Genomic DNA, 21,764 nt, shown 5'->3' with positions numbered 1-21,764 from the left:
GTCAGGCCGGCAGACGATAGGAGCAGTCGGCCAGGACGCCGCTATCGAGGACAGGTCTCGGCCCTTCCTCGATAGCGGTGACCGCAGTCAATGCACCGTCATGCCGCTGATCGCGCTGGGTGTCTGGCTGGTTGCCAGCGTTTCGCATCCTGGCGTTTCGGTAGGCGCCCGTCTGGGGTGTCGGGGGCACTTGTGACATCGTCGCGACAGCGACTGTATTGATGTACGGCCATCAGCACGGCAGCTACGAATCACTCTCAGCGGTCAATGAGTGAAGTCACCACGAGAGAGGAGACCTGCCGTGCCCAGCTCCAACGATCCGATGGCGGTGGTGCGCCAGTACGTCGACGCTTTCAACAACGGTGACGAGAAGGCGATGGCAGCGGCGTGCGCTGACCCGATGCAGATTCTGGACGGAATGTCGCCACATGTGTGGCAGGGGCCGACAGCCGCAGCGGACTGGTGGCGGGCCGCGCTTGCCGAAGCTGAACACGTCGGGGCTTCCGGCTACCGCATCGATCTCGGTGAGCCGCGGCATGTCGATGTCACCGGCGACTTCGGGTATGTCGTCGTTCCGGCCACCTTCTCGTACACCCTTCAGGGCGAGCAGGTCACGCAAACCGGCGCGGTCTTCACTGCGGCACTGGACAAGGTCGGCACCGACTGGCGCTTAACGGCCTGGGCCTGGGCAAAAGGATGAGAGACACTTGGCGGCTCTACGATGACCGCCTGAGCCCGCACCGCATACCGCGTTGACCGAACCGGCCAGCGCGAGTGCGTGGAAGATCAACTGGCAGGTGCCATCTGAGCCCGCCGACCGAACGTCGTCAGTGCAGGTAATGCCGCATAGTGCGCCGTTCGACGGGCCATCCGGTGGACCGAAGGTCGACGGCGCGTGATCATGTCGGGCTGGTTCGCCCGCGCGGTTGGTGTCCGGGCCTCCGGTACGGGCGGTGTGTCAGGAGGGCGCCGCGATGGTGTCGTTGTCGACCATGGCCGTCGTTATGCGGTGTGGCATTTCGATGCGGAGTTCGCGGCTGGATGTCCCGGCAACCACAGTCGACGAGAACTGTGTCCTCGAACCACGTCACTGCCCGTTGCGCTGCTTGCGCATCCGCTCTCGCTGCGCACGAGTTCGGTCGGTGAGTTCCTCCGGCCGTTCGATTTTCGGCCGCATCCGATGCTGTGCACGAAATCTCACCGCCAACATCGCCACGATTCCAACCGCGAACAGCACCGCTCCTGGCCAGACGAGCCAAGGCTCCGGGGCCCGCGCATTGATCGCGGAGACTGCCGGACGACTCCAAAGCCGTATTCGGGCCGGGATCCATCAGATGCAGGCCGAGGGACTCATTGGTGCACACGTCGACGCCGACGCGATCGCCCATTCACTGGTAGCCGGTATCCACGGCGCAACCTTGCTGCAACTCGCAACAGGAGCCGACTCCCACATCGGCAATGTCATCGACACGGCCGTCGAACAACTCAAGAGCTCGGCGCCTCAGCGCACAGCGGTGCAGCCGACATGATCGCGGTCGAAATGATGTGTGTCTCTGTGGAACGCGGAGGTAGGCGGATCGGACATGGCTGCTCGACGACGGAGGCCCGATTCCATCCGTGAGGATGGGAACCTTTGTTTCCGGCGACGCGTGGCCGCCAAGCCGGAATCGATCTCGGTGCCGCCCAGGCGGTCTCGGTCGACGCCCTGTCACAGGCTGTGCTCGACCAACTCGGTGCTGGTGAGGATCGGCTGATCCGGGTGATCGGAAGTCTGGGAATGCGGCTGCATTCGTATCTCCCGACGCGGACCTTCGAGCTCGCCGTTCAGGACTCGGGCATCGTCCATTGGGCGCGCGTGCTGAAGCGCCATGAATTCGAAGCACGTCGTGCCCCGTCTGATCGGGGCACCAGAACCCGTGGCTGTCTGCGGGACAGCGATCTTGGAACAGTTGCGAGGGCTTTCCATTCCAACAGATGGGTTTCCACACGATGACTACCGTTCGCTCAGCTCTCCGTACCGGCCTGGTGGCCACGGTTGCCGCCGCCGCGATCGCGGCGGGCTCCGCGGTCGCCGCCGCCTCTCCCACGTCGGTCGACGGGGTTCCCCTGGAACTCGCAGCGCCCGCGAACCAGCCAGCCGTCGCGCAGCCGATCTACACACCGGACAGCGGCAGTGCCGTGATCAACCTCCTCAACCTCCTCACCGGCAGTGCTGATCGGCCGTGCAACAGCCCCGCCACCTGCCTCTGATCCGATCTCGCGTAAAGGCCGTCCATCCTCGGTTTCGTTCGATCTGCCCGCAGCGCCCCTGCTTGCCACAGGCGTGGTCTGAGCGGGCCGAGATGGACGGCCTGGCACTCGTGCCACAAGGTGGTCCCAAACTCATTGCGGGCGGCGGGGCTGTCGCGCGCCGATGTCCCCTCTGGGTGGCTGCCGAGGTTGTTCGTCTGCCGCCGCGAGAGGGTGCCGATGCGCGGCTGTCAGTTGGGTTCGGTGTGGCGGTCGTAGCGGGTGCGGGCTCGATTGTGGGCGTTTCGGAGGAGGGTTCGGATTGGGGCCTCGGTTCGGGGGCCGGGGTTGACGACGGCTAGCCAGGCGGCTGAGGCGTAGACAGGGTGGGGGATCAGGGTGTCGGTGGTGGTCAGGTCGAGGGAGCCGGATTCGCGGGGAGTGTGGCCTGTCCACTCGATGAACTCGGCCCTTGATGTGTTGATGTTCAGTCGGAACGTGTCGGGGCGGTCGAGCTGAGAGGTGGTGTCGTCGGGGTAGTCCTTCGTGACGAGAGTGGCGAAGGGCTGGACCGTGGTGGGGGTGACGCCGTCGGGGGCGTAGTAGAAGAAGTAATCGCCCCAGGCGATTTCGGGGGTGCCGTCGCCGGGGGCCGGGTGGAGGGTGAGGACGCCTCCGAGGGATTCGATGTATATGGCCAGGTCTTCGATGGTCATGAGTTACAGCGTTACATTGAAGTGCTTGTGTGGACTTTTCCCTGGATATAGGGAGGTGGGGAGTTGCGAAGTCGCAACTCGGGACGATTGCGGACCGTGGATGTGGCGCGGCTTGCGGGGTGCTCGGTGCAGCAGGTCCGCAACCTGGAGAACGAGGGCGTGCTGCCGCCGGCGATCCGCACGGACGCCGGCTACCGGATGTACGGCGAAGCCCATCTGTGGTCCGTGCGGGCGTACCGGAGTCTGGCGGCGGGCGCGGGGCCGGGAGCGGCCAAGCAGATCATGCGGGCCGCGCAGGCCGGAGCCGGCCCCGAGATGCTCGCGTTACTGGATGCGGTGCACGGGCGGCTCGACGGCGAGCGGCGGGAACTCGAAATCGCAAGGGCCGCAGCCAGGTTGATCGCCGAAGAACCCATCACGGATGCGCGGTCCTCGGACGAGATGGGCGTGACCGAGTTGGCGGGGGCACTGGGAGTGCGGGCCTCCACGCTGCGGCACTGGGACGCGATGGGACTGGTTGTGCCGGGACGTGGGGACAGCCGGGGTGCGCGCAGGTACGCGCCGGCCGAGGTGCGGGATGCCCGGATCGTGCATCAGCTGCGGGCCGCGGGGTACCGGATTCCGCAGTTGCAGGAGTTGATGCCGCAGTTCCGGGGTGCGCGGCGGTGGGACGCGGTGATGGCCGGGCTGGCCGCGCGGGACAAGAGCATCGAGAACCGGTCCCGGGCACTGTTCGAGGGCACGGCGGCACTCAGTACGGCCATTTCGGCGGGTGATGAGGGAAGATCGACTTCTCTTGAAGGACAGCCGGTTTCGTACTGACAGAAGAATGCGCTCGCGGCGCTACTGTTGCGCACCGCGCCGCTCCGCACGACCGACGACCCCGGCTGCCCTGTGCAGCATGGATTTTCGTCGTACCAGTAATTGACCACGTCAGCCGCCGCGATACGAACCCGCGAGCCATCCGGCGATCAGAGCACATCCGAGCCGACGCGTCTACGAAACATGTTGTCAGCGACCAAATTCGGCGTTGGCGACACCCTTGGCGAAGGCGGACCATTCGGCGGGGTTGTAGTCGAGGGTGGCGCCTTGGGGGTTGGTCAGCGTCGCACCGCCAGCGGCGGAGAGGGTGACGGACAGGTGTTCACCGATTCGGCCGGAGTTGCCACTCAGCACGAGATCCAGAAAGGCGGGCCAGAGTTCTGGGGCGATCGCGAGCGTCGGTTGATCGTGAGACGGGCCTGTGTACTTGCTGTCGCGGAGCAGTACACGGTCAGCGCCGTGGGCGACCTCGACGCAGGTACCGTCCCCGCCGCTGAAGGTGGACTTGAAGAATTCGGCACTCACGGTTTTCACCTTAGTTCTGGCGGGCAATCTCCTTGATCAGCTCGAGCGAGCGCTGATGGTCGAGTGCGATCGATTGGATCTGCTCGAAGAGGTACTCGAGTGCGGTGACTCGCTTCGGATCATCGACGATCTCGAAGTAGGCAGCGGCTTCGATCCAGCCCAGCGTGGGAAGGCGCGCACTCTTGAAGTCCAACAGGTGAAAGGTCGCGGAGTTGAGACTCGCGATAGCGCCGCCCGCCTCGTACGGAATGACGCGGATGTCGAGAGTGCCCGAATGCCTCTCTGCCATCTCTATCAGGTGCTGCAGTTGCCTGCTACGGATGTCGTCGTTGCCGACCTTGTACATCAGGGCCGCCTGCCCCATCACCACGGATAGTTCGAGCGGATCGGGACCTTCGAGTAGCCGCTGCCGACGGAGCCGCGCGCTGACACGTGGTTCGACCTCGGTTGGCCTACCGGTGGTTACCCGGGCCTTCATGAGAACGCGCGTGTAGTCCTCGATCTGGAGCAGACCGGGTATCACGATGTTCTCGAAGCTGCGGATACTCTGCGCACCGGCCTCCAGTCCGTAGTAGCGCATGAGCTGTTCGTTGAACAGGGCGGAATACTCGGCGAACGGATGGCGCCCCTTCGCAATGTCGCGTAGCGCCAACAACTCTGCTCGTTCGTCGACGTCGAACTCGAGCAGACCCATGAGGTCCTTCAGCTTGTCCTCGGCGAGCGTGCCTCGCCCCCGGGTGAGTGCGGACCAGTACTGCTGGCTGACATCGAGCGCCTTCGCGATCGTGCTTGTCTTCACTCCGCGATCGTCAGCCCGGTTCCTGATGCGCAGCATCAACTCCCAGTTGGCGACCGTTGGAGACGTACCAGTCATCTCGATCCTTCCTGCGAAGAAACCGCCAACACCGTATAGCACCGGCCAGATCCGAAGTGCCGCTTCAAGGCTTGCTGATTGTAACAACTAGGCGTAACGTGTGATTTGAACAACATTTTCACAAGCCGGGGCGGCACATGGACCGCAGGGCATCGAAACCCAAGATCCGCAAGCGCATTCAGCGAGGAGCTGGCGTAATGGTTTGGGACATTTGGTTTTTACTTCTGATTACCGCTACGGGAACTGCACTTCTGGCTGTCGCACGGTGGGGATTCGGTGATGCCCGTACGGCTGCACCGGGCCACGCGGCGCTGGTTGCGGGCAGATTTGCCCGCGTGCCGCTACATAACCGCCACCGCGTGCGTGGCAGACACCGCGCGTGGTGACAACGTGCCTTCTTCCCGTCAGACGACCCGGAGTCGACGATGACCAATCCCTATATCGCGCCTGCCGATCCACCCGGGCACGACCGGGCGGCGTCGCTGCGCGCCCATCCGTCCTGGCATGCGCAGCCCTCACCCTGGGCGGTGTTCTCCGATCGAGAGATCGAAGCCCTCTTGCAGGCCCATAGTGAGGCGTGCGAGAAGGCCGGCTGCGCGCTGCGCCGACACCTCGTGCGGTTGCGCGACGAGCGCGAGCACGAGGGGCGGTGACCATGATCAGACTGCCCGATTGGGTGAAAGTAGGTGCGCCCGTCCGGTTCCGGATGACCGGAAGGGACGACGCCGACTGCATCATCACCGGGATCAGTTCGACCGGGCGAGTCACTCTCTGCAATGGCGAGTGCTTCGCCCCGGCCCACCTGACATCCGGAAGTCTCGATGACACACGGTATTTCGAGAAGTTCAACCGCTTGTCGAGAGTGACAAAATCGGTGCGCAAAGCGTGACTCGAGGTGCCGGCGGCCGGACTGAAATCGAAGGCCGTGGCGGTACCCGGGGGCATCACACGCCGATGTGGAGCGCGCTGACAGCGCGCTCCACAGGATCATGGTGCGGGTATTCAGTCGATCTTGACGCTGAGGCCGTAGTCGACGGTGCTGTGGCTGGGCGAGGACACCGTGAGCCGGTAGGAACCGTTGACCGGCAGGGTGACCGAGGTCCACTGGTGCTGGTAGGACAGGGTGCCGGTGGGGCCGGTGATGGTGACCGTCGCGTCCGACCAGTAGGGGGTGGCGTCGACCACCATGACCTGGCCGCCGCGGGCGTCGACCTGGTAGGTGTCGTGGCCGAAGCCGGTCAGGCGGCCGCTGACGTAGCCGTTGTCGGCGCCGTAGGCGAAGTAGATCTGGTGCACGTCGTCCGCGGAGGCGGGGCCGGCGCCGAGGATGGTGGCGGTCGAGGCGGCGGCGAGGACGGTGGCGGCGAGGAATTTCTTTTTCATGCTGCCGAGAGTGGGCGGCGGCACCAATCAGATTCCAACCGAACACTATTGGCGCATATCAACGCCACCACTCGACGGCCGGCGCTCTTGCGGTGGCGGTCTCGCGTGGAGCGAGGACACACCCATCTCGGGGTTGGACGTCCTCACACCGACCTACTCGCGCCGTTGTTGGAACGTGGAATCCCCGGCAACCGGGACGAACGGACGCGGCCGCAGCTCTACCTTCGGCATCCAGGTTCGGGCAGTGAAGCCCGGCACCTGCAGGAAGGACATCCAGATGACCACGAGCAAGCGGATGCGCGTGCGCATCGCCGCCGCGATCATGGGCGCGGCCGTGATGGCCGGTACGCACAGCGTGAACGCCCAGGCCGCTACCCAGCCCACGATCCAGGACCTCGTCGACGCCATCAACACCGGCGTGACCACCGCCGGCAAGGCACTCGCGGACACCGGCATCTCCAGTACGCCGCACTCCACCATCCCGACCGGCAACGGTCCCGAAATGACGGACGCCGTCGCCGCGTTCACCTTCTCACTCGCCAATGAGAACATGGCCCCTGCCGGCGCCAACGACTGGAACTGCAAACCCAGTGCGGCGCACCCCGAGCCGGTGGTGCTGCTGCACGGATCATGGATGAACGCCTATGACGGGTTCGCCTATTTGTCGCCCAAGATCAAGGCGGCCGGATTCTGCGTGTACGCGCTGAACTTCGGCCAGGAGGGTCTGCTGCAGCAGGGTGGTCTGGGCGCGCTGGTGCCGGGCGTCAATGGCATTGCGCCCATGGAGGATTCAGCCAAGGAGGTCGCCACCTTCGTCGACAAGGTGCTCACCTCGACCGGCGCACACCAGGTCGACATCATCGGACACTCCCAGGGCGGCACGGTCGCCGACCAATACCTGAAGTTCGACGGCGGCGCCGGGAAGGTCGACCAGTTGATCACCTTCGGCGCCACCCATCACGGCACCACCCTCGACGGCATCGCCACCCTGGGCCGGCATCTGACGGACATGGGTTTCAACGCACTGGGATTCAGCCAGCTGCTGGTCGGTCAGGGCTTGATCGAGCAGGTGACCGGATCCAGCTTCTACTCGACCCTCGACGCCACCGGCGACACCGTCCCCGGCGTGCACTACACCAGCGTCGCCACCACCCACGACGAGATCTCGACCCCGTACAACGCCACCTTCCTGACCGCCGGCCCCGGCGCGACGGTGAACAATGTGACCCTGCAGGACAACTGCGGTATCGACCTGTCCGACCACCTGTCGATGATGTACTCCCCACGGGCCGCGTCCATCGCCCTGCACGCGCTGGACCCGGCCGGCCATCCGAACCTGGTCTGCACCTTCAATCCGTACGCACTCTGAGCGACCGCCCGGGTTCGCCGTGTGGGTGCGCGCCGAACCCGGGCCCGGACCGGCAACGCTCACCGGACGGTCGACAGTCGTCGTCCCGGACGGGTCAGGCCGCGCCGGACTCGAAGGCCGTCATGGTGCCGACGGTCGCATCCGGCTTTTCCCAGGGGGCCGGATCCGGGAAGTAGGTTTCCAGGAATTCCGAGACTGCGCGGACCCGTTCGGCCTCCGGGACCTCCGGGAAACTGCCGTCGTTGAGGCAGAAGAAATCTACGTTGCGGCGTTTGGCCAGGCCGTCGAGCAGGGCCAGGCCCGTGTACATGGTGGTGTCCACATAGCGCATCTTGGCGGCCTCCTGCGGGACCGCGCGGCCCGTGAGCAGGGCGTAGTAGTGGTACAGGGAATTCGTCACCGAGATGTCGGTGGCGGCCCGGAAGCGGCTGGCTCGGGTACGCGCGAAATCCTCGGCGAAGACCTGCTCCATCTCCAGGAGCACACTGCGGCGCAAGGGAACCGGCGTGTGCTCGAGGTGGCGGGTGATGACGTGGCCGAAACGCTGGGTCAGCAGGGCGCGGTTGACGCGGGCCGCGTTCTCGAAACCGCTGCGGCGTTCGTTGTTGGCGCCCGGGCCGATTCGGGTGCCCGCTTCGATATAGCGGCTGATGCCCGCGGGAGTGAAGAACATGGACGGGCGCACGGGTCGGGCGAAGAACATGTCGTCGTTGGAGTAGAGGAAGTGCTCCGACAAGCCCTCGATGTGCTGCAGTTGGCATTCGATCGCATGGGAATTGAACACCGGCAGGCCGCTGATATCCGAGAAATGGTCCACCGCACGGACAATGGTGACCTTCGGGTCGTCGGCCAGCCAGTCCGGAATCCGGGAATCGGTGGCGATGAAGATGCGCCGGATCCACGGCGCGTTCTTGTGCACCGAGCGCAGGGCGTAGCGCAGTTCGTCGATCTGGCGGATGCGGGCGTCCGCCTCGTCGCCCTCGCCGACCACCACCTGCGCCATCATTCCGGCACGGCGGGCGCGGAATTCGGGGTCGGTGCCGTCCACCCACGAGAAGACCAGGTCGATGTCGAAGCCGACATCGGTCGGGTTGGGGGTGAACATGCCCGCCAGGGTGGGCCAGCTGGCGTCGTAGAGCAGCACGGTGGCGGGTTCCACGTCGGCGACGTCGAAGACCATGCGGGTCAGGGCATTCGGGCGCGGGCACTCGACGGTGTCGCCGTGGTACTCCCACAGCTCGAGCTCCACGTGATGGGCCGGGTCCAGGTCGCGGCCGAGGCGGAAGACATTGTGCGGCTTCTCGTTGCAGGAGAAGCCCGCGACCATCGCGGCCCCCAGCACCCGTCTCAGGGCCGACCGGTGACCGCTGTCCACGGCCAGTACCAGCCGATGGTCGGTGTCGCGCACCAGCACGAACGGCACATCCGCGGCGGCCAGTTCGCCACGCAGGTAACGCAGATCGTCGATGACCGCATCCGATACCACCAGATTCGCCGCGGTCGCGCGCCCCACCATCTCCACCATTTCCGGCTGCTGCCCCGAACCCAGATCCGCCATCACCATCTCCGCTCTCTTCGCGCTGTACACCTCACATCTGCAGCCCCGGACCGGCGCGACCGGACGCCGGGCGGACCCGGTACCGGCAGCGTCGTGAAACCTGTTGGGCAGTCAGAAGAACGGAGCGGACAGGGCGGTGCGAGGTGTATTCCACGGTCGTCGCTGATACGGCCGGAATCCCATTCGCACTCACCTCACTCGTTCACATGGCGCCTGCCGCGCCGGTTGGGAAAAGCTGCTGCGTTCGTCGACACCCGGATGGGCGGACGATATTCACCGGGCAGTCATCGGCCGGTTACTCGCATGACCTCGTTCAGTCGAGGGACTGTAACGAATGATGCAACCGTTATCGCTTCTCGTCAATCTGTTTCCACGCAGGTCCGGCGGTGTTTTCACAGTCGTAACGGACGAACCTCGCGGAACCGGCACGCCGCGGGCCCCGATCGGACGCCAGCGGGCCAGCGCGGCAACGGCATACACTTGCGGCAGCACAGTCCAGCCCGCTGTGCGGAGCCGATGGTGAGGTGACGCGGATGGTAGCCGGAGCGCGGGAACGTCAGGAGCCCTCGACAGTGACGGAACCGGACGACACCGAGACGACAGCACATCCGACCGACCACCCCGAACTGGACGCCCTGCCCGAATGGCCGCAGGACACCATCGCGGTTCTCGTCACCACCGATCCCGCGCCGCACGCCATCCCGGTCTCCTGGCCGGTGCGCGCCGGTGATCGCCGAATCCTGCTCAGCCTCAAGTTCGATCGCGGCTCGCTGGCGCGGCTGCGGGAACGTCCCGAGATCGCGCTGCTGATTCTGGGCGGCGGCGATGTGGCGCTGTGCGCCCGCGGCACCGCCAAGGTGATCGCCGATCCCATGCCGGACGCGGACGACTATGTGGCGGTGGAATTGACCGTCGAGGTGATCGACGACCACCGGCAATCAGCATTCTCGGTCGCCACGGGAATTCAGCGCACCGTCCTCGACGACAGCGAACTACGCTATCTGGAGAAACGAGTCGCGACGCTCAAAGCGATGGCGGCCGACCGCAACTGAGTATCGAAGGAGACCGTGTGTCTGTCAGCTTGGCCAAGGGCGGAAACGTTTCGCTGTCCAAACAGGCCCCCAACCTGACCAAGGTCGCGGTGGCGCTGGGCTGGGACGTGCGCACCACCACCGGCGCCGATTACGACCTGGACGCCAGCGCACTGGCCTGCGGATCCAATCAGCGCGTGCTCTCCGACGCGCACTTCATCTTCTACAACAACCTGCGCTCCCCCGAAGGCACCATCGAGCACACCGGCGACAATCTCACCGGGGCGGGCGACGGTGACGACGAGGTGATCAATGTCGATCTGGCCGCCATGCCGCCGACCATCACCAATATCTTCTTCCCGGTCTCCATCCACGAGGCCGACGTCCGCCGTCAGTCCTTCGGCCAGGTCCGCAACGCCTACATCCGCGTGATCGACGCCGTGACCAGTTCCGAACTGGCGCGTTTCGACCTCACCGAAGACGCGTCCACCGAAACCGCCATGGTCTTCGGCGAGCTCTACCGCCACGGCCCCGAGTGGAAGTTCCGCGCCATCGGCCAGGGCTACGCCTCCGGCCTGGCCGGCATCGCCCGCGACTACGGCGTGAACGTTTGATCATCGCCTTCTCCGTGACCCCGCTCGGCGTCGGCGAGAACGTCGGCCGCGCCGTCGCCGAAGCGGTCCGGATCGTCCGCGCCAGCGGCCTCCCCAACGAGACCAATGCCATGTTCACCACCATCGAGGGTGAATGGGACGAGGTCATGGCCGTCGTCAAACAGGCCACCGACGCCGTCATGGCAGTCGCCCCACGCTGCAGCCTCGTCCTGAAAGCCGACATTCGCCCGGGCGTCACCGACTCCATGAAAGCCAAGGTCGAAACCGTCGAGCGCTACCTCGCCGAAGAGTAGACGTGCCACCGACGAATGTGGTGGAAGTCGCGAGCACCCCGGTTGTGCTGGACGACCCGTACCGGCAGACAGCTACCTGATTCGAACGCCGACGGGGCCCGGTCGATCCGCGGTCACGAGATGCATTGGCGGAGCCAGGTAGGGATTTGTGCTAGCTCATGGTTGCCGGCCGGGTCGCGGCGACAACGTGTCGCCATGGCTGCTATCTTGGGGACACAGTGTCGCCAAGATGGGAGGTCGAGGTGCCGAGGATCGACGCGCCGACTGTGGCGGAGCATCGGGCCAATCAGGAGCAGGTGCTGCTCGCGGCGGCTCGGGAATTGTTGCTGAGCAAGGGGGTTGGGGCGGTGACGCCGGCGGCGGTGGGGGCGGCGGCGGGGCTGGCCAGGAGCAGTGTCTACAAGTACTTCCGGTCTGGGGAGGAGATTCTCGCGCGGATCGTGGTGGACTCGTTCGCCGGCTGGGCGCGGATCGTGCGTGAGGCCGTTGCGGCCGCCGAAGGGGCGGATGCGCGCGTCATCGCCTATGTGCGGACCACGGTGGAGTTGGCGGGGGCGGGGGCGCATCGGATCGCGGTCCTCGGCGGGGCGGGGCTCACGAATGAGAGTGCACGGGAGCGGATTTCGCGTACGCATCATGAAATGGCCGAACCGTTGCGGCAGGCGCTCGCCGAGCGGGGAGATCCGGAACCGGAGTTGACCGCGGAGCTGATCGATGGCGCGTTGGGACGGGCCATCGATCGGATCGACGCGGGGGATGGTCTCGATCGGGTGCTGTCCACCACCGTGCGATTCATCGGTCGCGCGCTGAATCTCGAGGAGTAGTCATGTTTGTCGTCGTCAATGAGTTGTTCGTGGCGGACGCGGATCGGGAGGTGTTCGAACGGAACTTCGGGGCGAGCATGCGGGGGACGCTGTCGGCGGTGCCGGGACTGGTGGGGGCGCGGCTGATGCGCGCCCGGGAGGTCGGGCGCGGCTATGTGTCGATGCTCGAATTCGCCGATGAGGCCGCGTATATCGGGTATCTGGAGTCGGATGCGTTTCGGGCGGCACACGACTGGCCCGACCACGCGCCGATCGAGAGCAACGTATTGAGCACCTATTCGGTGATCACCGACGTGGTCGAGAACGTCCGGCCCTGAGCGGTCCGCGCGATCAGGAGATGCGCTGGCGGAGCCAGGTGGGGATTTCGTCGCCGGCGCGGGGGTAGGTGGCGAGTTCGCGGCGGCATTCATCGGGTTCGGGGATGGGGAGCCAGTCGGGAATTTCCTTGAAGGACAAGGTGAATTCGGCCTTGGTGGAGGCGGCGCGGAGGACGACCTGGCCGCTGAGCCAAGTGCCGGTCATCTGGTCGTAGCAGACTTCCTTGAGCCGGTTGAGGAGCGTGAGGATCTCCTCGGAAGGCTGGAGCTCGTCGGTGTGATCGGCGTCGGGGTCGGTCAGTTCCAGCTGGATGCCGGCGTGGCCGTCGTCGCCGACCAGGGAGAACCACAGGACCGCGACATTCCAGCCGACGGGGAGCGCTTCGGTGAGGGCGCTCACGAGCGCGCTCTCCACCATGTCGCGATCGGCTGAGCGGGGCGCGGCCGGCGGCGCGCCCGCGGGCGCGTCCTCGACGGCACGCACCGACAGGCCGGGATGATGCTCCCGCATCACATCAACCACCATCGGCACCGGCACCGGCAGCCGCTCGGCCACGATGAACAGCCGGCGGTCCGGATTGCGGCGCATGGTCACATCGCCGAGTGCCTGTACGCGGTCACGGAATTCGGCCGGATCGCGCAGCACCACCTCGGCGAACATCTCCGCGCGACCGCCCTTGCGCAGCCGCCCGATGCCCAGCCGCACCCGCTCCACCTCCGCCCACGCCACATGCGGAAACCCGCGATAGGTGAAGCCCTGGTCGGTGACCAGCAGGGTCGGCTGCGGGCGAAGCAGATCCTCGAGCATGGCGTACACCCCGAAACCGAACAACGCCATGGCCAATCCGCCGAGCACCCGCATGACCAGCTGCTGACTGCCGTCGAACACCACGAAACCGGGTAGCGCGGTCATCGATAGGAAGAAGACCAGCGCGATGATCGCACCCGTTCGTGGCGGGTAGTACTCGGTAATCGATTCGCGCCCCGAAGCATGCACCCCTCTGACGCTAGCCGAAACGAGCCGAAGGCAACACCGCCGTTATCGCCCGGCATCGCGACCGCGATGCCCGATCCGTCCGCGACGCCGGATTCCGTTCAGCCGCGCGGCCAGTACCGATGCCAGTCCGCGGCGGCCAGCGCGCGCCGCTCGCCCCGGTCGATTTCCGCGGCATCCTCGGCGGCGCGGATGGCGGTAGCGAACGCGAGAGTGGCCTTGCGCAACCGCTCTTCGGCACTGTCCGGCCCGCCGAGCTCCACGACACGCAGAGCGCCGGGAATCAGCTCCTCGGGTAAACCCGCCTTGATACCTCGCGAGCGAACCTTCTCCGCCAGCGCCAGCGCGGGCTGCGCCATGGCAATGCCGTCCAGGCAGGAGCGCCGCGCCTTCTCGGCGGATTTGCGCTCCTCCCAAGCCCTTTCCTGCGCCGCGATCTTGTCGGCGACCGCCGCGGCCGGATCGATGCCGTATTCGCCGGGACCATGCTCGCCGATCAGATGCGGACTGCGGTGCACCAGCTTGGACACCAGGGCCGCGGCGACGTCGGCGACGGTGAATTCCCCTGCGGCCTCGGCGATCCGGGAGTGGAACAGCACCTGCAGCAGCAGATCCCCCAGCTCCTCCTTGATGGTCTCCGCGTCTTCGGCCTGAATGGCGTCCAGAAGCTCGTACGTCTCCTCCAGCAGGTACGGCCGCAGGGAATCATGCGTCTGCGTCACCTCCCACCCGCCGAAGTTCCACAGCCGGTCCATCACCTCGACCGCCTCGCCCAGCGCCGCGATCATGCGCGCGGTATCCGCCGCGGATTCGGCCGCCATCGCCTCGCGCCCCGCCTCGCCACGCCCGAAACCGCCTCCCGCGCTGGGCTGTTCCGAGCCCGGCCGGACCGACTCGCCCCGCCGGACCGACTCCGCTCCCGCGCCGTTCCCGGTACTCATCACGCCACCGCAGCCGCGGGCCGGACGCACGACGCCATCGGCGCGACGGCCCGCCCTGGGAACACTCGTGGCAGGCTTGCGTTGGTCGGACAACTCATCGGGGGGCCAGCACCTCCGCCGCGACCTTGACATCCACTGCGCCCGGGGCCTTTCCGTCCAGGGCGAGCAGCAGGTCCGCGACGAACTGGAGCACCTGCACGTCGCGGACGCGGGCCGCACCGACGCTGTCCTCGACGCGCGGCAGCGGCAGCTGGACGATGCCGGTCGCCGGGCGGTAGGTGGCGTTGGGGTACAGCCGCTTCAGCCGCAGCTGCTTGGAATCCGGGAGCTGCAGCGGCGACACCTTCAGAGTGGTTCCGGTGACGCCGATCTCGGCGATGGCGTACTCGCGAGCCAGCAGGCGCAGCTTGGCGACCGAGACCAGGCGGCCGACCTCCACGGGGAGCGGGCCGTAGCGGTCCACCAGTTCCTCGACCACGGCCGAGAGCGCCGAATCGTCCTGGGCTGCGGCGAGTTTGCGGTACGCCTCCAGGCGCAGGCGGTCGGAGGCGATGTAGTCGGGTGGAATGTGGGCGTCCACCGGCAGGTCGATGCGGACCTCCTTGACGTCCTCGTCCACCGAGATCGGGCGGCCGTCGGCGGCGGCCCGGTAGGCCTCCACCGCCTCGCCGACCAGGCGCACGTACAGGTCGAAGCCGACACCCGCGACATGGCCGGACTGCTCGGCGCCCAGCACATTGCCCGCGCCACGAATCTCGAGGTCCTTCATGGCCACCGCCATCCCCGCGCCCAGATCCGAGTTCTGCGAGATGGTCGCGAGCCGGTCGTAGGCGGTCTCGGTGAGCGGCTTCTCCGGCGGGTACAGGAAGTAGGCGTAGCCGCGTTCCCGCGAGCGGCCGACCCGCCCGCGCAGCTGGTGCAGCTGCGAAAGGCCCAGGGCGTCGGCGCGTTCCACGATCAGGGTATTGGCATTGGAGATGTCGAGACCGGTCTCGATGATGGTGGTGCACACCAGCACATCGAATTCCCGCTCCCAGAAGCCCTGCACGGTCTTCTCGAGCATGTCCTCGTTCATCTGCCCGTGCGCGACCACCACTCGCGCCTCCGGCACCAGATCGCGAATCCGCTTGGCCGCCTTGTCGATCGACGACACCCGGTTGTGCACGTAGAACACCTGGCCGTCGCGCAGCAGCTCACGGCGGATGGCCGCGGCCACCTGCTTGTCGTTGTAGCCGCCCACGTAGGTGAGCACCGGATGCCGCTCCTCGGGCGGGGTCAGGATGGTCGACATCTCGCGAATGCCGGCGAGGGACATCTCCAGCGTGCGCGGAATCGGCGTGGCGGACATGGTCAGGACGTCCACGTGGGTGCGCAGCGCCTTGATGTGCTCCTTGTGCTCGACGCCGAACCGCTGCTCCTCGTCGATGACGACCAGGCCCAGGTCCTTCCAGCGCACCCCGGTCTGCAGCAGACGATGGGTACCCACCACGATGTCGACATCCTTGGTGGTCATGCCCTCCAGGATTTCCCGCGATTCGGCCGCATCGGTGAAGCGGGACAAGCCCTTCACCACCACCGGGAAACCGGCCATCCGCTCGGTGAAGGTCTGCAGATGCTGTTGCGCCAGCAGCGTGGTGGGCACCAGCACGGCCACCTGCTTGCCGTCCTGCACCGCCTTGAAGGCCGCGCGCACCGCGATCTCGGTCTTGCCGTAGCCGACGTCACCGCAGATGACGCGGTCCATCGGGACCGCCTTCTCCATATCGGACTTCACCTCGGCGATGGCCGAGAGCTGATCGACGGTCTCGGTGAACGCGAAGGCGTCCTCCATCTCCTGCTGCCACGGCGTGTCCACGCCGAAGGCGTGGCCGGGCGCGGCCTGCCGGGCGGCATAGAGCTGCACCAGCTCGGTGGCGATCTCGCGAACCGCCTTGCGCGCCTTGCGCTTCGTATTGGCCCAGTCGGAACCGCCCAGTTTGGACAGCGACGGCATCTCGCCGCCGACATAGCGCGACAGCTGATCCAGCGAGTCCATCGGCACGAACAACCGGTCCCCCGGCTGGCCGCGCTTGCTGGGCGCGTACTCGATGACCAGGTACTCGCGGCGCGCGCCGCCGACGGTCCGCTCGATCATCTCCACGAAGCGGCCGATGCCGTGCTGGTCGTGCACCACCATGTCGCCGGCGGTCAGCGCCAATGGATCGACCTGGTTGCGCCGCCGCGCGGGCAGCTTCTTGCCCTCGCCGGGCGCGGTGACCCGGTTGCCGGTGAGATCGGATTCCGCGATCACCACCAGCTTGGCGTCGTCGAACACGACGCCGTCGTGCAGCGACCCGCACAGCACGCCGACCAGTCCGCGCACCGGCTCGGCACCGGCCTCCAGCGCCGCCGCGGGCACCTCGGCATCGGCGAGCCGTTCCAGAATGCGTTGCGCCGTACCGTGTCCGGCCACCACGATGACCGCGCGGCCACCGGTCGCGACATGCGCGCGCAGCGAGGCGAAGATGGTGGCGACCAGCTCCTCCGAACCGCGCGCCGAGGCGGCGGCCAGCACCGGCAGCGCGATCTCGTTCGGATCGTCGGCGGCCAGCGGGCTCAGCGTCCACCAGGGCAGGCCGCGCCGCTCGGCATCGGCGTGCACCACATCCAGCCCCCGGTAACTCGAGGCGGCCAAATCCAGCCCGTGCGCGCCCAGCGGGGCGGCCCCGCCGAAGGAGGCCGCCGTCCACGACGCCTCCAGGAACTCCTGCCCGGTGCGCACCAGGTCGGCGGCGCGGGTGCGGACCTTCTCCGGATCGCACAGCAGCACATGGGTTTCCGCGGGCAGCGCGTCCACCAGCAGTTGCAGCTCGCCGGGCTGCAGCACCGGCAGCAGCGCCTCCATGCCCTCCACCGGGACACCCTGGGAGATCTTCTCCAGCATCTCCACCAGCGCGGCATCGGCCGGATTCTCGGCGGCCACCCGGGCGGCGCGTTCCCGCAGGGCGTCGGTGAGCAGCAGCTCCCGGCACGGCGGCGCGACCACCAGCTCGATCGGCACCTCGTGGATCGAGCGCTGGTCCTGCACCGAGAAGGCGCGCACCTCGGAGACCTCGTCGCCCCAGAACTCCACGCGCACCGGATGATCCGCGGTCGGCGGGAAGACGTCCAGAATGCCGCCGCGCACCGCGAACTCGCCGCGCTTGCCGACCATGTCGACCCGCTCGTAGGCGAATTCCACCAGCCGCGTGAGCAATTGGTCGAAGTCGAACTCGGCGCCGCGGCGCAGCACGATGGGCTCGATCTCCCCGAGGCCCGCCGCCATCGGCTGCATGAGCGAGCGCACCGTGGTGACCACCACCCGCAGCGGACCCGCGAACCCCGGGTCCTCCGGATGCGCCAGCCGGCGCAGCACCTGCAGCCGCCGGCCCACGGTGTCCGCGCCCGGCGAGAGTCGCTCGTGCGGCAGCGTCTCCCAGGACGGGAACAGTGCCACCGTGTCGCCCAGTATCTCCGTCAGCTCGACGGCCAGATCGTCGGCCTCCCGCCCGGTGGCCGTCACCACCAGCAGCGGGCGGTGCCCGGCAATGGTCGACGCGACGAACGGCCGCACCGCCGACGGCGCGACCAGCATCGCCGACTCCCGGCCGATCAGGCTCGCGACCTGCTCCAGCGCGGCATCGGCACCGGCCACCGCAGCCAGTCCCGCCAGAGGTGGACGTTGGGTGGTCATGGGGCAGACTCCTCGGCGCAGATCAGCGTTCCAGACAGCCAACTGAGTCTAGTCACCCGCTGTGACAGCTTCACCACGCAGACGCTTCTCGGCCCCCGAGCGCCCCGGCCGTGCTTGGATGGCGGAATGTCCCAGGCGAACGATCCGCGGGTGGACGTCTACATCGACGCCCTGCCCGGCTGGCAACAGGCCATCTGCGGCCAGGTCCGCGACCTGGTGCACGCGGCCGACCCGGCGGTCGAGGAGACCATCAAACGCACGGTCCGGCCCTACTTCGTGCTCGACGGCAATATCTGCGCGCTGCTCGCCACCAAGAAGGCCGTCGACATCTTCCTCTACGACGGGGCCATCGTGCCCGATCCCGAGGGCATCATCACCGGTGGCCACGACAACAAGACCGCCCGCATGATCGCCGTGGCGGAGGGCGAAACCCTCAATGCTCCAGCCCTTCTCGCCATGTTCCGGCAGATCATCGCCAACAACCGCGCGGGCGGCCGGCGAAAACTCGAGGGCAAGTAGCCGTGCCGGGCGCTGCCGCCGATTTCGCCGGCCTACCGGCGTCGGGGCCCTGTGATAACAATGGTCCCCGCGGGGAGGAGGTCCGGGGCTCGACCCGCTGTGACCAGAACGCCCGGGTCCAGGGGACAGCATGACCACACCGCCACCCGCGCCACCCTCCGGCGGGCAACCGGATCAGCACAGCAATCCACCGCAGCCGGACAGCCAGTGGGCACCCACCCAGCAGTGGCACGGACAACCGGCTCAGACGCAGTTTCCGCCACAGGGCCACTTCCCGTCGCAGCAGCAATTCGGGCAACCACAGCAGCAGTTCGGACAGCCCCAGCACTTCGCCCCGGGACCGGGTCACGGCGTACCGCAGCACGGGTTCCCGCCACCGGGGTTCGGCGCGCCGCAGAGCCAGTTCAGCTCCCCGCAGGGTCAGTTCGGTATGCCGCAAGGGCAATTCGCGCAGCAGCAGCCCTTCGCCACAGCGGGTCAGTTCGGCGCACCAGCGCCGGTGATCACACAACCGGTGGGGCGCAACCGGAATCGGATGATGCTGCTGGCGCTGGCCGGAGTCGCGGTGCTGGTCGTGGGTGCGGTGATCGCCGTGGTGGCGACCCGGTCGGATGACTCGGGCGGCACACAGGCCCAGTCCCCGGAGACGTCGAGCGCGGCCACCACCACCAAAACCGGAGCGGGCACGAGCGATCCGGCGGCGATGGTGCTGGCGGTCGACGACCTGCCGGTCGGGTGGACCGAGGACACCAAGAAGGAGCAGCAGACCAACGACGGCACCGATGAGGCCCGGGTCTCGGGTGAGACTCCGGACTGCACCGCGAAGCTGAAGAAGGAGGCCGCCCCGCCCGCGACCAAACCGACGGCGAAGGCCACCTCCGCCTTCGGTCAGAAGGGCGGCTACGGCGGGGCCGCGGTGACGACGACGGTCGCGTTCCGCACCCCCACCGAGATCAAGACCGAATTCGACGAGGAGAAGGACGCCTCCGACAACTGCCCGACGGTGATCTACGACGGCATGCAGATCGTGTACACGAAGATCTCGAACATTCCGGCGGTGGGCGACGAGATCATCGGCTACCAGATGGACGCCACGGCGGCCGGCGGCGGCCAGGCACGCGGCCTGCACTATGTCTGCCGGTCGGGCGGCAAGATCTGGTACTTCGACTACAACGCCAACGTCAACGACTACCACGCCGACGAGGCCAACCGCCTGCTCAGCAAGGCGCTCACCAAGTGGCAGGCGGGGCTCAAGTAGCCGATTCGCGAAACCCGCTGCGCCGCAGCACGGCTCGCTGCCTGCTCACACGCACCGCACGGCGCTCACCGCACTGCACGGTGCACCGTCTCACTGCACCGTGCACAGTCTCACTGCACGTAACGACGCAGGCGCCGAGCCGCGAATTCACGGAAGTAGGCGACCTTCTCCTCGGGCACGATGCTCGGCAGCAGGAAGTACCAGGCCCGCTCCATGCGGGTCGCCATCTGATCGATGGACTCGGTGCTGACCGCGACGATATGGACGCCGGTGGTCATCTCCTGCAGCAGCATGCCGATGGTGTCGGGATCCAGGTCGGGTTTGAGATCCCCCTGGGTGATCGCGCGTTCGGCGAGCAAACGGTGCGTCTCACCCCAGGTCTTGGCGATATTGTCGCCGGTCGCGCCGCGGTAGTCGCCGATCTGGTGGGTCAGTTTGAGCATCGCGCCCACCATCGGGTCGTTCATGGTGAGGTCGGCGACCACATAGGTGATCCCGATGCACGCCTCCAGCGCCGGCACCCGCGGATCGAAGAATCCCTGGCATGCGCTGACCAGTCGCTCGTTGCCCTGATCGACGACCGCGCGCGCCAGTTCTTCCTTGGATCCGAAGTGAAAATACAACGCGCCCTTGGTCACATTCGACTGCGCGATGATCTCGGACAGGGACGCGTTCGCGTAGCCCAGTCGCAGAAAGACATCGGCCGCGCCCGCGAGGACGGAATCGCGAGTGATCTCCGCACGCGCCTGCCTAGCCATCAGAGCCGCCTGTCATCAAACCAGCCATCCTGAAGTAGACCGATATCCCGAAGTTGACCGACATCACAGTTCGAACAGCACTCGAAGGATGGGTGAACCGTACCACCCGGCTGCGTGCTGCCAGTCGATTCGAGCATTCGACCCGTCCTCCTTCGCAATTCGCTGGTTAACTGTCCAGTTCCGCCCCGCTAGGACAGACATATCAGACCTGAATTCAAACCGCCGGGTTCTATAACCCCTTGCCGCTCGGCCATTCCGACGCCAGCTGGGGTTCCGCCTCCAGATGCGTGAGGCCGTTCCAGCACAGGTTCACCAGATGCGCGGCCACCACTTCCTTGGATGGCTGGCGCTCGTCCAGCCACCAGGTCGCCGCCGTCGCAACCATTCCCACCAGCGCCTGCCCGTACAGCGTCGCCAGCGTCGGGTCCAGCCCGCGGCGCTCGAAATCCCCGGCCAGAATGTGCGCCACCTGATTCACGGCCTCGTTCAGCAGACTCGAGTAGGTGCCCTCCGCGGCCGACACCGGCTGATCCCGCATAAGGATCCGGAAGCCGTCGGTCCGCTCCTCCATATAGGTGAGCAACGCCAGCGCCACCTGCTCCAGCCGCACCCGCGAACGGTTCTGGGTGAGCGAGGAGGTGATCATCTCCAGCAGCGTCGACATCTCCCGGTCGACCACCACGGCGTAGAGCCCCTCCTTGCCGCCGAAGTGCTCGTACACCACCGGTTTCGACACCTGGGCCCGCGCCGCGATCTCCTCGATCGAGGTGGCGTCGTACCCTCGCTCCGCGAACAGCGCCCGGCCGATCTCGATGAGCTGCTGGCGGCGCTGAGTGCCGGTCATGCGCGCCCGCGCGGGCCGACTGCCCTCACCGCCCGTCATCGCTACCGCCTCCCTACTCCGCAATCAGACCGCTCATAACTGTTCCAGACTCTCCAGGAGAATGCGGCCAGGGGTCACTCGCCGTCCGTATTCGCCAACGTAACAACTGATTTGTCTCGATCGGGGTAACTCCTGGGGTACTGA

The 21,764-nt window shown here is 66.8% G+C and carries 23 protein-coding genes; 13 read left to right on the top strand and 10 right to left on the bottom strand.

Translation table 11 applies throughout. The features are described from left to right. Positions 1-301: 301 nt before the first annotated feature. From ACWEKS_RS20000 to ACWEKS_RS19990, 3 genes are all read left to right on the top strand, one after another. Positions 302-700, top strand: a complete 399-nt coding sequence (locus ACWEKS_RS20000) for a nuclear transport factor 2 family protein (protein WP_452341467.1) — start codon at positions 302-304, stop codon at positions 698-700. Positions 701-1,142: 442 nt separating this feature from the next. Further along, on the top strand, positions 1,143-1,529 hold the full coding sequence (locus tag ACWEKS_RS19995) for a hypothetical protein (protein WP_452341466.1): 387 nt from the start codon (positions 1,143-1,145) through the stop codon (positions 1,527-1,529). Positions 1,530-1,989: 460 nt separating this feature from the next. Then, on the top strand, positions 1,990-2,250 hold the full coding sequence (locus ACWEKS_RS19990; protein WP_452341465.1) for a hypothetical protein: 261 nt from the start codon (positions 1,990-1,992) through the stop codon (positions 2,248-2,250). 230 nt (positions 2,251-2,480) lie between these two features. On the opposite strand, the gene ACWEKS_RS19985 is transcribed toward ACWEKS_RS19990, so the two are convergent. Continuing rightward, positions 2,481-2,945, bottom strand: coding sequence for a DUF6194 family protein (locus ACWEKS_RS19985; RefSeq protein ID WP_452341464.1), 465 nt, complete (start codon positions 2,943-2,945; stop codon positions 2,481-2,483). 63 nt (positions 2,946-3,008) lie between these two features. Here ACWEKS_RS19985 and ACWEKS_RS19980 point away from each other — a divergent pair, with 63 nt between their 5' ends. Further along, entirely contained in the window at positions 3,009-3,767 is a 759-nt protein-coding gene (locus ACWEKS_RS19980; RefSeq protein ID WP_452341463.1) for a MerR family transcriptional regulator, read from the top strand. 189 nt (positions 3,768-3,956) lie between these two features. On the opposite strand, the gene ACWEKS_RS19975 is transcribed toward ACWEKS_RS19980, so the two are convergent. Next, positions 3,957-4,292, bottom strand: coding sequence for a DUF397 domain-containing protein (locus ACWEKS_RS19975; RefSeq protein ID WP_452341462.1), 336 nt, complete (start codon positions 4,290-4,292; stop codon positions 3,957-3,959). Between the two features lie 10 nt (positions 4,293-4,302). Next, on the bottom strand, positions 4,303-5,166 hold the full coding sequence (locus ACWEKS_RS19970) for a Scr1 family TA system antitoxin-like transcriptional regulator (protein WP_452341461.1): 864 nt from the start codon (positions 5,164-5,166) through the stop codon (positions 4,303-4,305). Positions 5,167-5,591: 425 nt separating this feature from the next. Here ACWEKS_RS19970 and ACWEKS_RS19965 point away from each other — a divergent pair, with 425 nt between their 5' ends. Then, entirely contained in the window at positions 5,592-5,819 is a 228-nt protein-coding gene (locus ACWEKS_RS19965) for a hypothetical protein (RefSeq protein ID WP_452341460.1), read from the top strand. Positions 5,820-6,168: 349 nt separating this feature from the next. Here ACWEKS_RS19965 and ACWEKS_RS19960 read toward each other — a convergent pair whose 3' ends face one another. Further along, positions 6,169-6,549 (bottom strand): hypothetical protein, encoded by a 381-nt coding sequence (locus ACWEKS_RS19960; protein WP_452341459.1) that lies wholly within the window; start codon positions 6,547-6,549, stop codon positions 6,169-6,171. 277 nt (positions 6,550-6,826) lie between these two features. Between ACWEKS_RS19960 and ACWEKS_RS19955 the strand changes: the two genes are divergently transcribed. After that, complete coding sequence (locus ACWEKS_RS19955; protein ID WP_452341458.1) at positions 6,827-7,918, top strand: esterase/lipase family protein; 1,092 nt, start codon at positions 6,827-6,829, stop codon at positions 7,916-7,918. 94 nt (positions 7,919-8,012) lie between these two features. On the opposite strand, the gene ACWEKS_RS19950 is transcribed toward ACWEKS_RS19955, so the two are convergent. Continuing rightward, complete coding sequence (locus ACWEKS_RS19950; RefSeq protein WP_452341541.1) at positions 8,013-9,443, bottom strand: stealth family protein; 1,431 nt, start codon at positions 9,441-9,443, stop codon at positions 8,013-8,015. Between the two features lie 605 nt (positions 9,444-10,048). Here ACWEKS_RS19950 and ACWEKS_RS19945 point away from each other — a divergent pair. The 5 genes from ACWEKS_RS19945 (at position 10,049) to ACWEKS_RS19925 (ending at position 12,555) form a co-directional block, all read left to right on the top strand. Continuing rightward, on the top strand, positions 10,049-10,528 hold the full coding sequence (locus tag ACWEKS_RS19945) for a hypothetical protein (RefSeq protein ID WP_452341457.1): 480 nt from the start codon (positions 10,049-10,051) through the stop codon (positions 10,526-10,528). Between the two features lie 17 nt (positions 10,529-10,545). Further along, on the top strand, positions 10,546-11,121 hold the full coding sequence (locus tag ACWEKS_RS19940; protein WP_354833161.1) for a TerD family protein: 576 nt from the start codon (positions 10,546-10,548) through the stop codon (positions 11,119-11,121). Further along, positions 11,118-11,414, top strand: a complete 297-nt coding sequence (locus ACWEKS_RS19935; protein WP_452341456.1) for an MTH1187 family thiamine-binding protein — start codon at positions 11,118-11,120, stop codon at positions 11,412-11,414. Before ACWEKS_RS19940 ends, ACWEKS_RS19935 begins: the two co-directional genes overlap by 4 nt. 242 nt (positions 11,415-11,656) lie before the next feature. Then, positions 11,657-12,238: a TetR/AcrR family transcriptional regulator gene (locus tag ACWEKS_RS19930; RefSeq protein WP_452341455.1), complete on the top strand. Its 582-nt coding sequence runs from the start codon at positions 11,657-11,659 to the stop codon at positions 12,236-12,238. Between the two features lie 2 nt (positions 12,239-12,240). Beyond that, positions 12,241-12,555, top strand: a complete 315-nt coding sequence (locus ACWEKS_RS19925) for an antibiotic biosynthesis monooxygenase family protein (RefSeq protein ID WP_379397585.1) — start codon at positions 12,241-12,243, stop codon at positions 12,553-12,555. A gap of 13 nt (positions 12,556-12,568) precedes the next feature. Here ACWEKS_RS19925 and ACWEKS_RS19920 read toward each other — a convergent pair whose 3' ends face one another. The 3 genes from ACWEKS_RS19920 to mfd all read right to left on the bottom strand — a co-directional run bounded on the left by ACWEKS_RS19920 (position 12,569) and on the right by mfd (position 18,202). Then, positions 12,569-13,552, bottom strand: a complete 984-nt coding sequence (locus ACWEKS_RS19920) for a hypothetical protein (protein WP_452341454.1) — start codon at positions 13,550-13,552, stop codon at positions 12,569-12,571. 98 nt (positions 13,553-13,650) lie between these two features. Next, complete coding sequence (locus tag ACWEKS_RS19915) at positions 13,651-14,370, bottom strand: MazG family protein (RefSeq protein ID WP_452341540.1); 720 nt, start codon at positions 14,368-14,370, stop codon at positions 13,651-13,653. A gap of 214 nt (positions 14,371-14,584) precedes the next feature. After that, the gene (mfd, locus tag ACWEKS_RS19910) at positions 14,585-18,202 is read right to left on the bottom strand and encodes a transcription-repair coupling factor (protein ID WP_452341453.1); all 3,618 of its coding nucleotides are present in this window, start codon (positions 18,200-18,202) and stop codon (positions 14,585-14,587) included. A 126-nt stretch (positions 18,203-18,328) separates the two neighbouring features. On the opposite strand from mfd, the gene ACWEKS_RS19905 reads away from it, so the two are divergent. Continuing rightward, positions 18,329-18,721: a DUF1801 domain-containing protein gene (locus tag ACWEKS_RS19905; RefSeq protein ID WP_452341452.1), complete on the top strand. Its 393-nt coding sequence runs from the start codon at positions 18,329-18,331 to the stop codon at positions 18,719-18,721. 130 nt (positions 18,722-18,851) lie between these two features. Continuing rightward, positions 18,852-19,979, top strand: coding sequence for a hypothetical protein (locus tag ACWEKS_RS19900; RefSeq protein ID WP_452341451.1), 1,128 nt, complete (start codon positions 18,852-18,854; stop codon positions 19,977-19,979). 110 nt (positions 19,980-20,089) lie between these two features. Here ACWEKS_RS19900 and ACWEKS_RS19895 read toward each other — a convergent pair whose 3' ends face one another. After that, positions 20,090-20,737 carry a TetR family transcriptional regulator gene (locus ACWEKS_RS19895; protein WP_379387467.1) on the bottom strand — a complete coding sequence of 216 codons (648 nt, stop codon included), beginning with the start codon at positions 20,735-20,737 and terminating at the stop codon, positions 20,090-20,092. Positions 20,738-20,966: 229 nt separating this feature from the next. Continuing rightward, on the bottom strand, positions 20,967-21,581 hold the full coding sequence (locus ACWEKS_RS19890) for a TetR/AcrR family transcriptional regulator (protein ID WP_354836545.1): 615 nt from the start codon (positions 21,579-21,581) through the stop codon (positions 20,967-20,969). Between the last annotated feature and the right edge of the window lie 183 nt (positions 21,582-21,764).

The sequence above is a fragment of the Nocardia sp. NPDC004711 genome (assembly GCF_053601595.1).
This window is presented reverse-complemented; position numbering and strand designations above follow the sequence as displayed.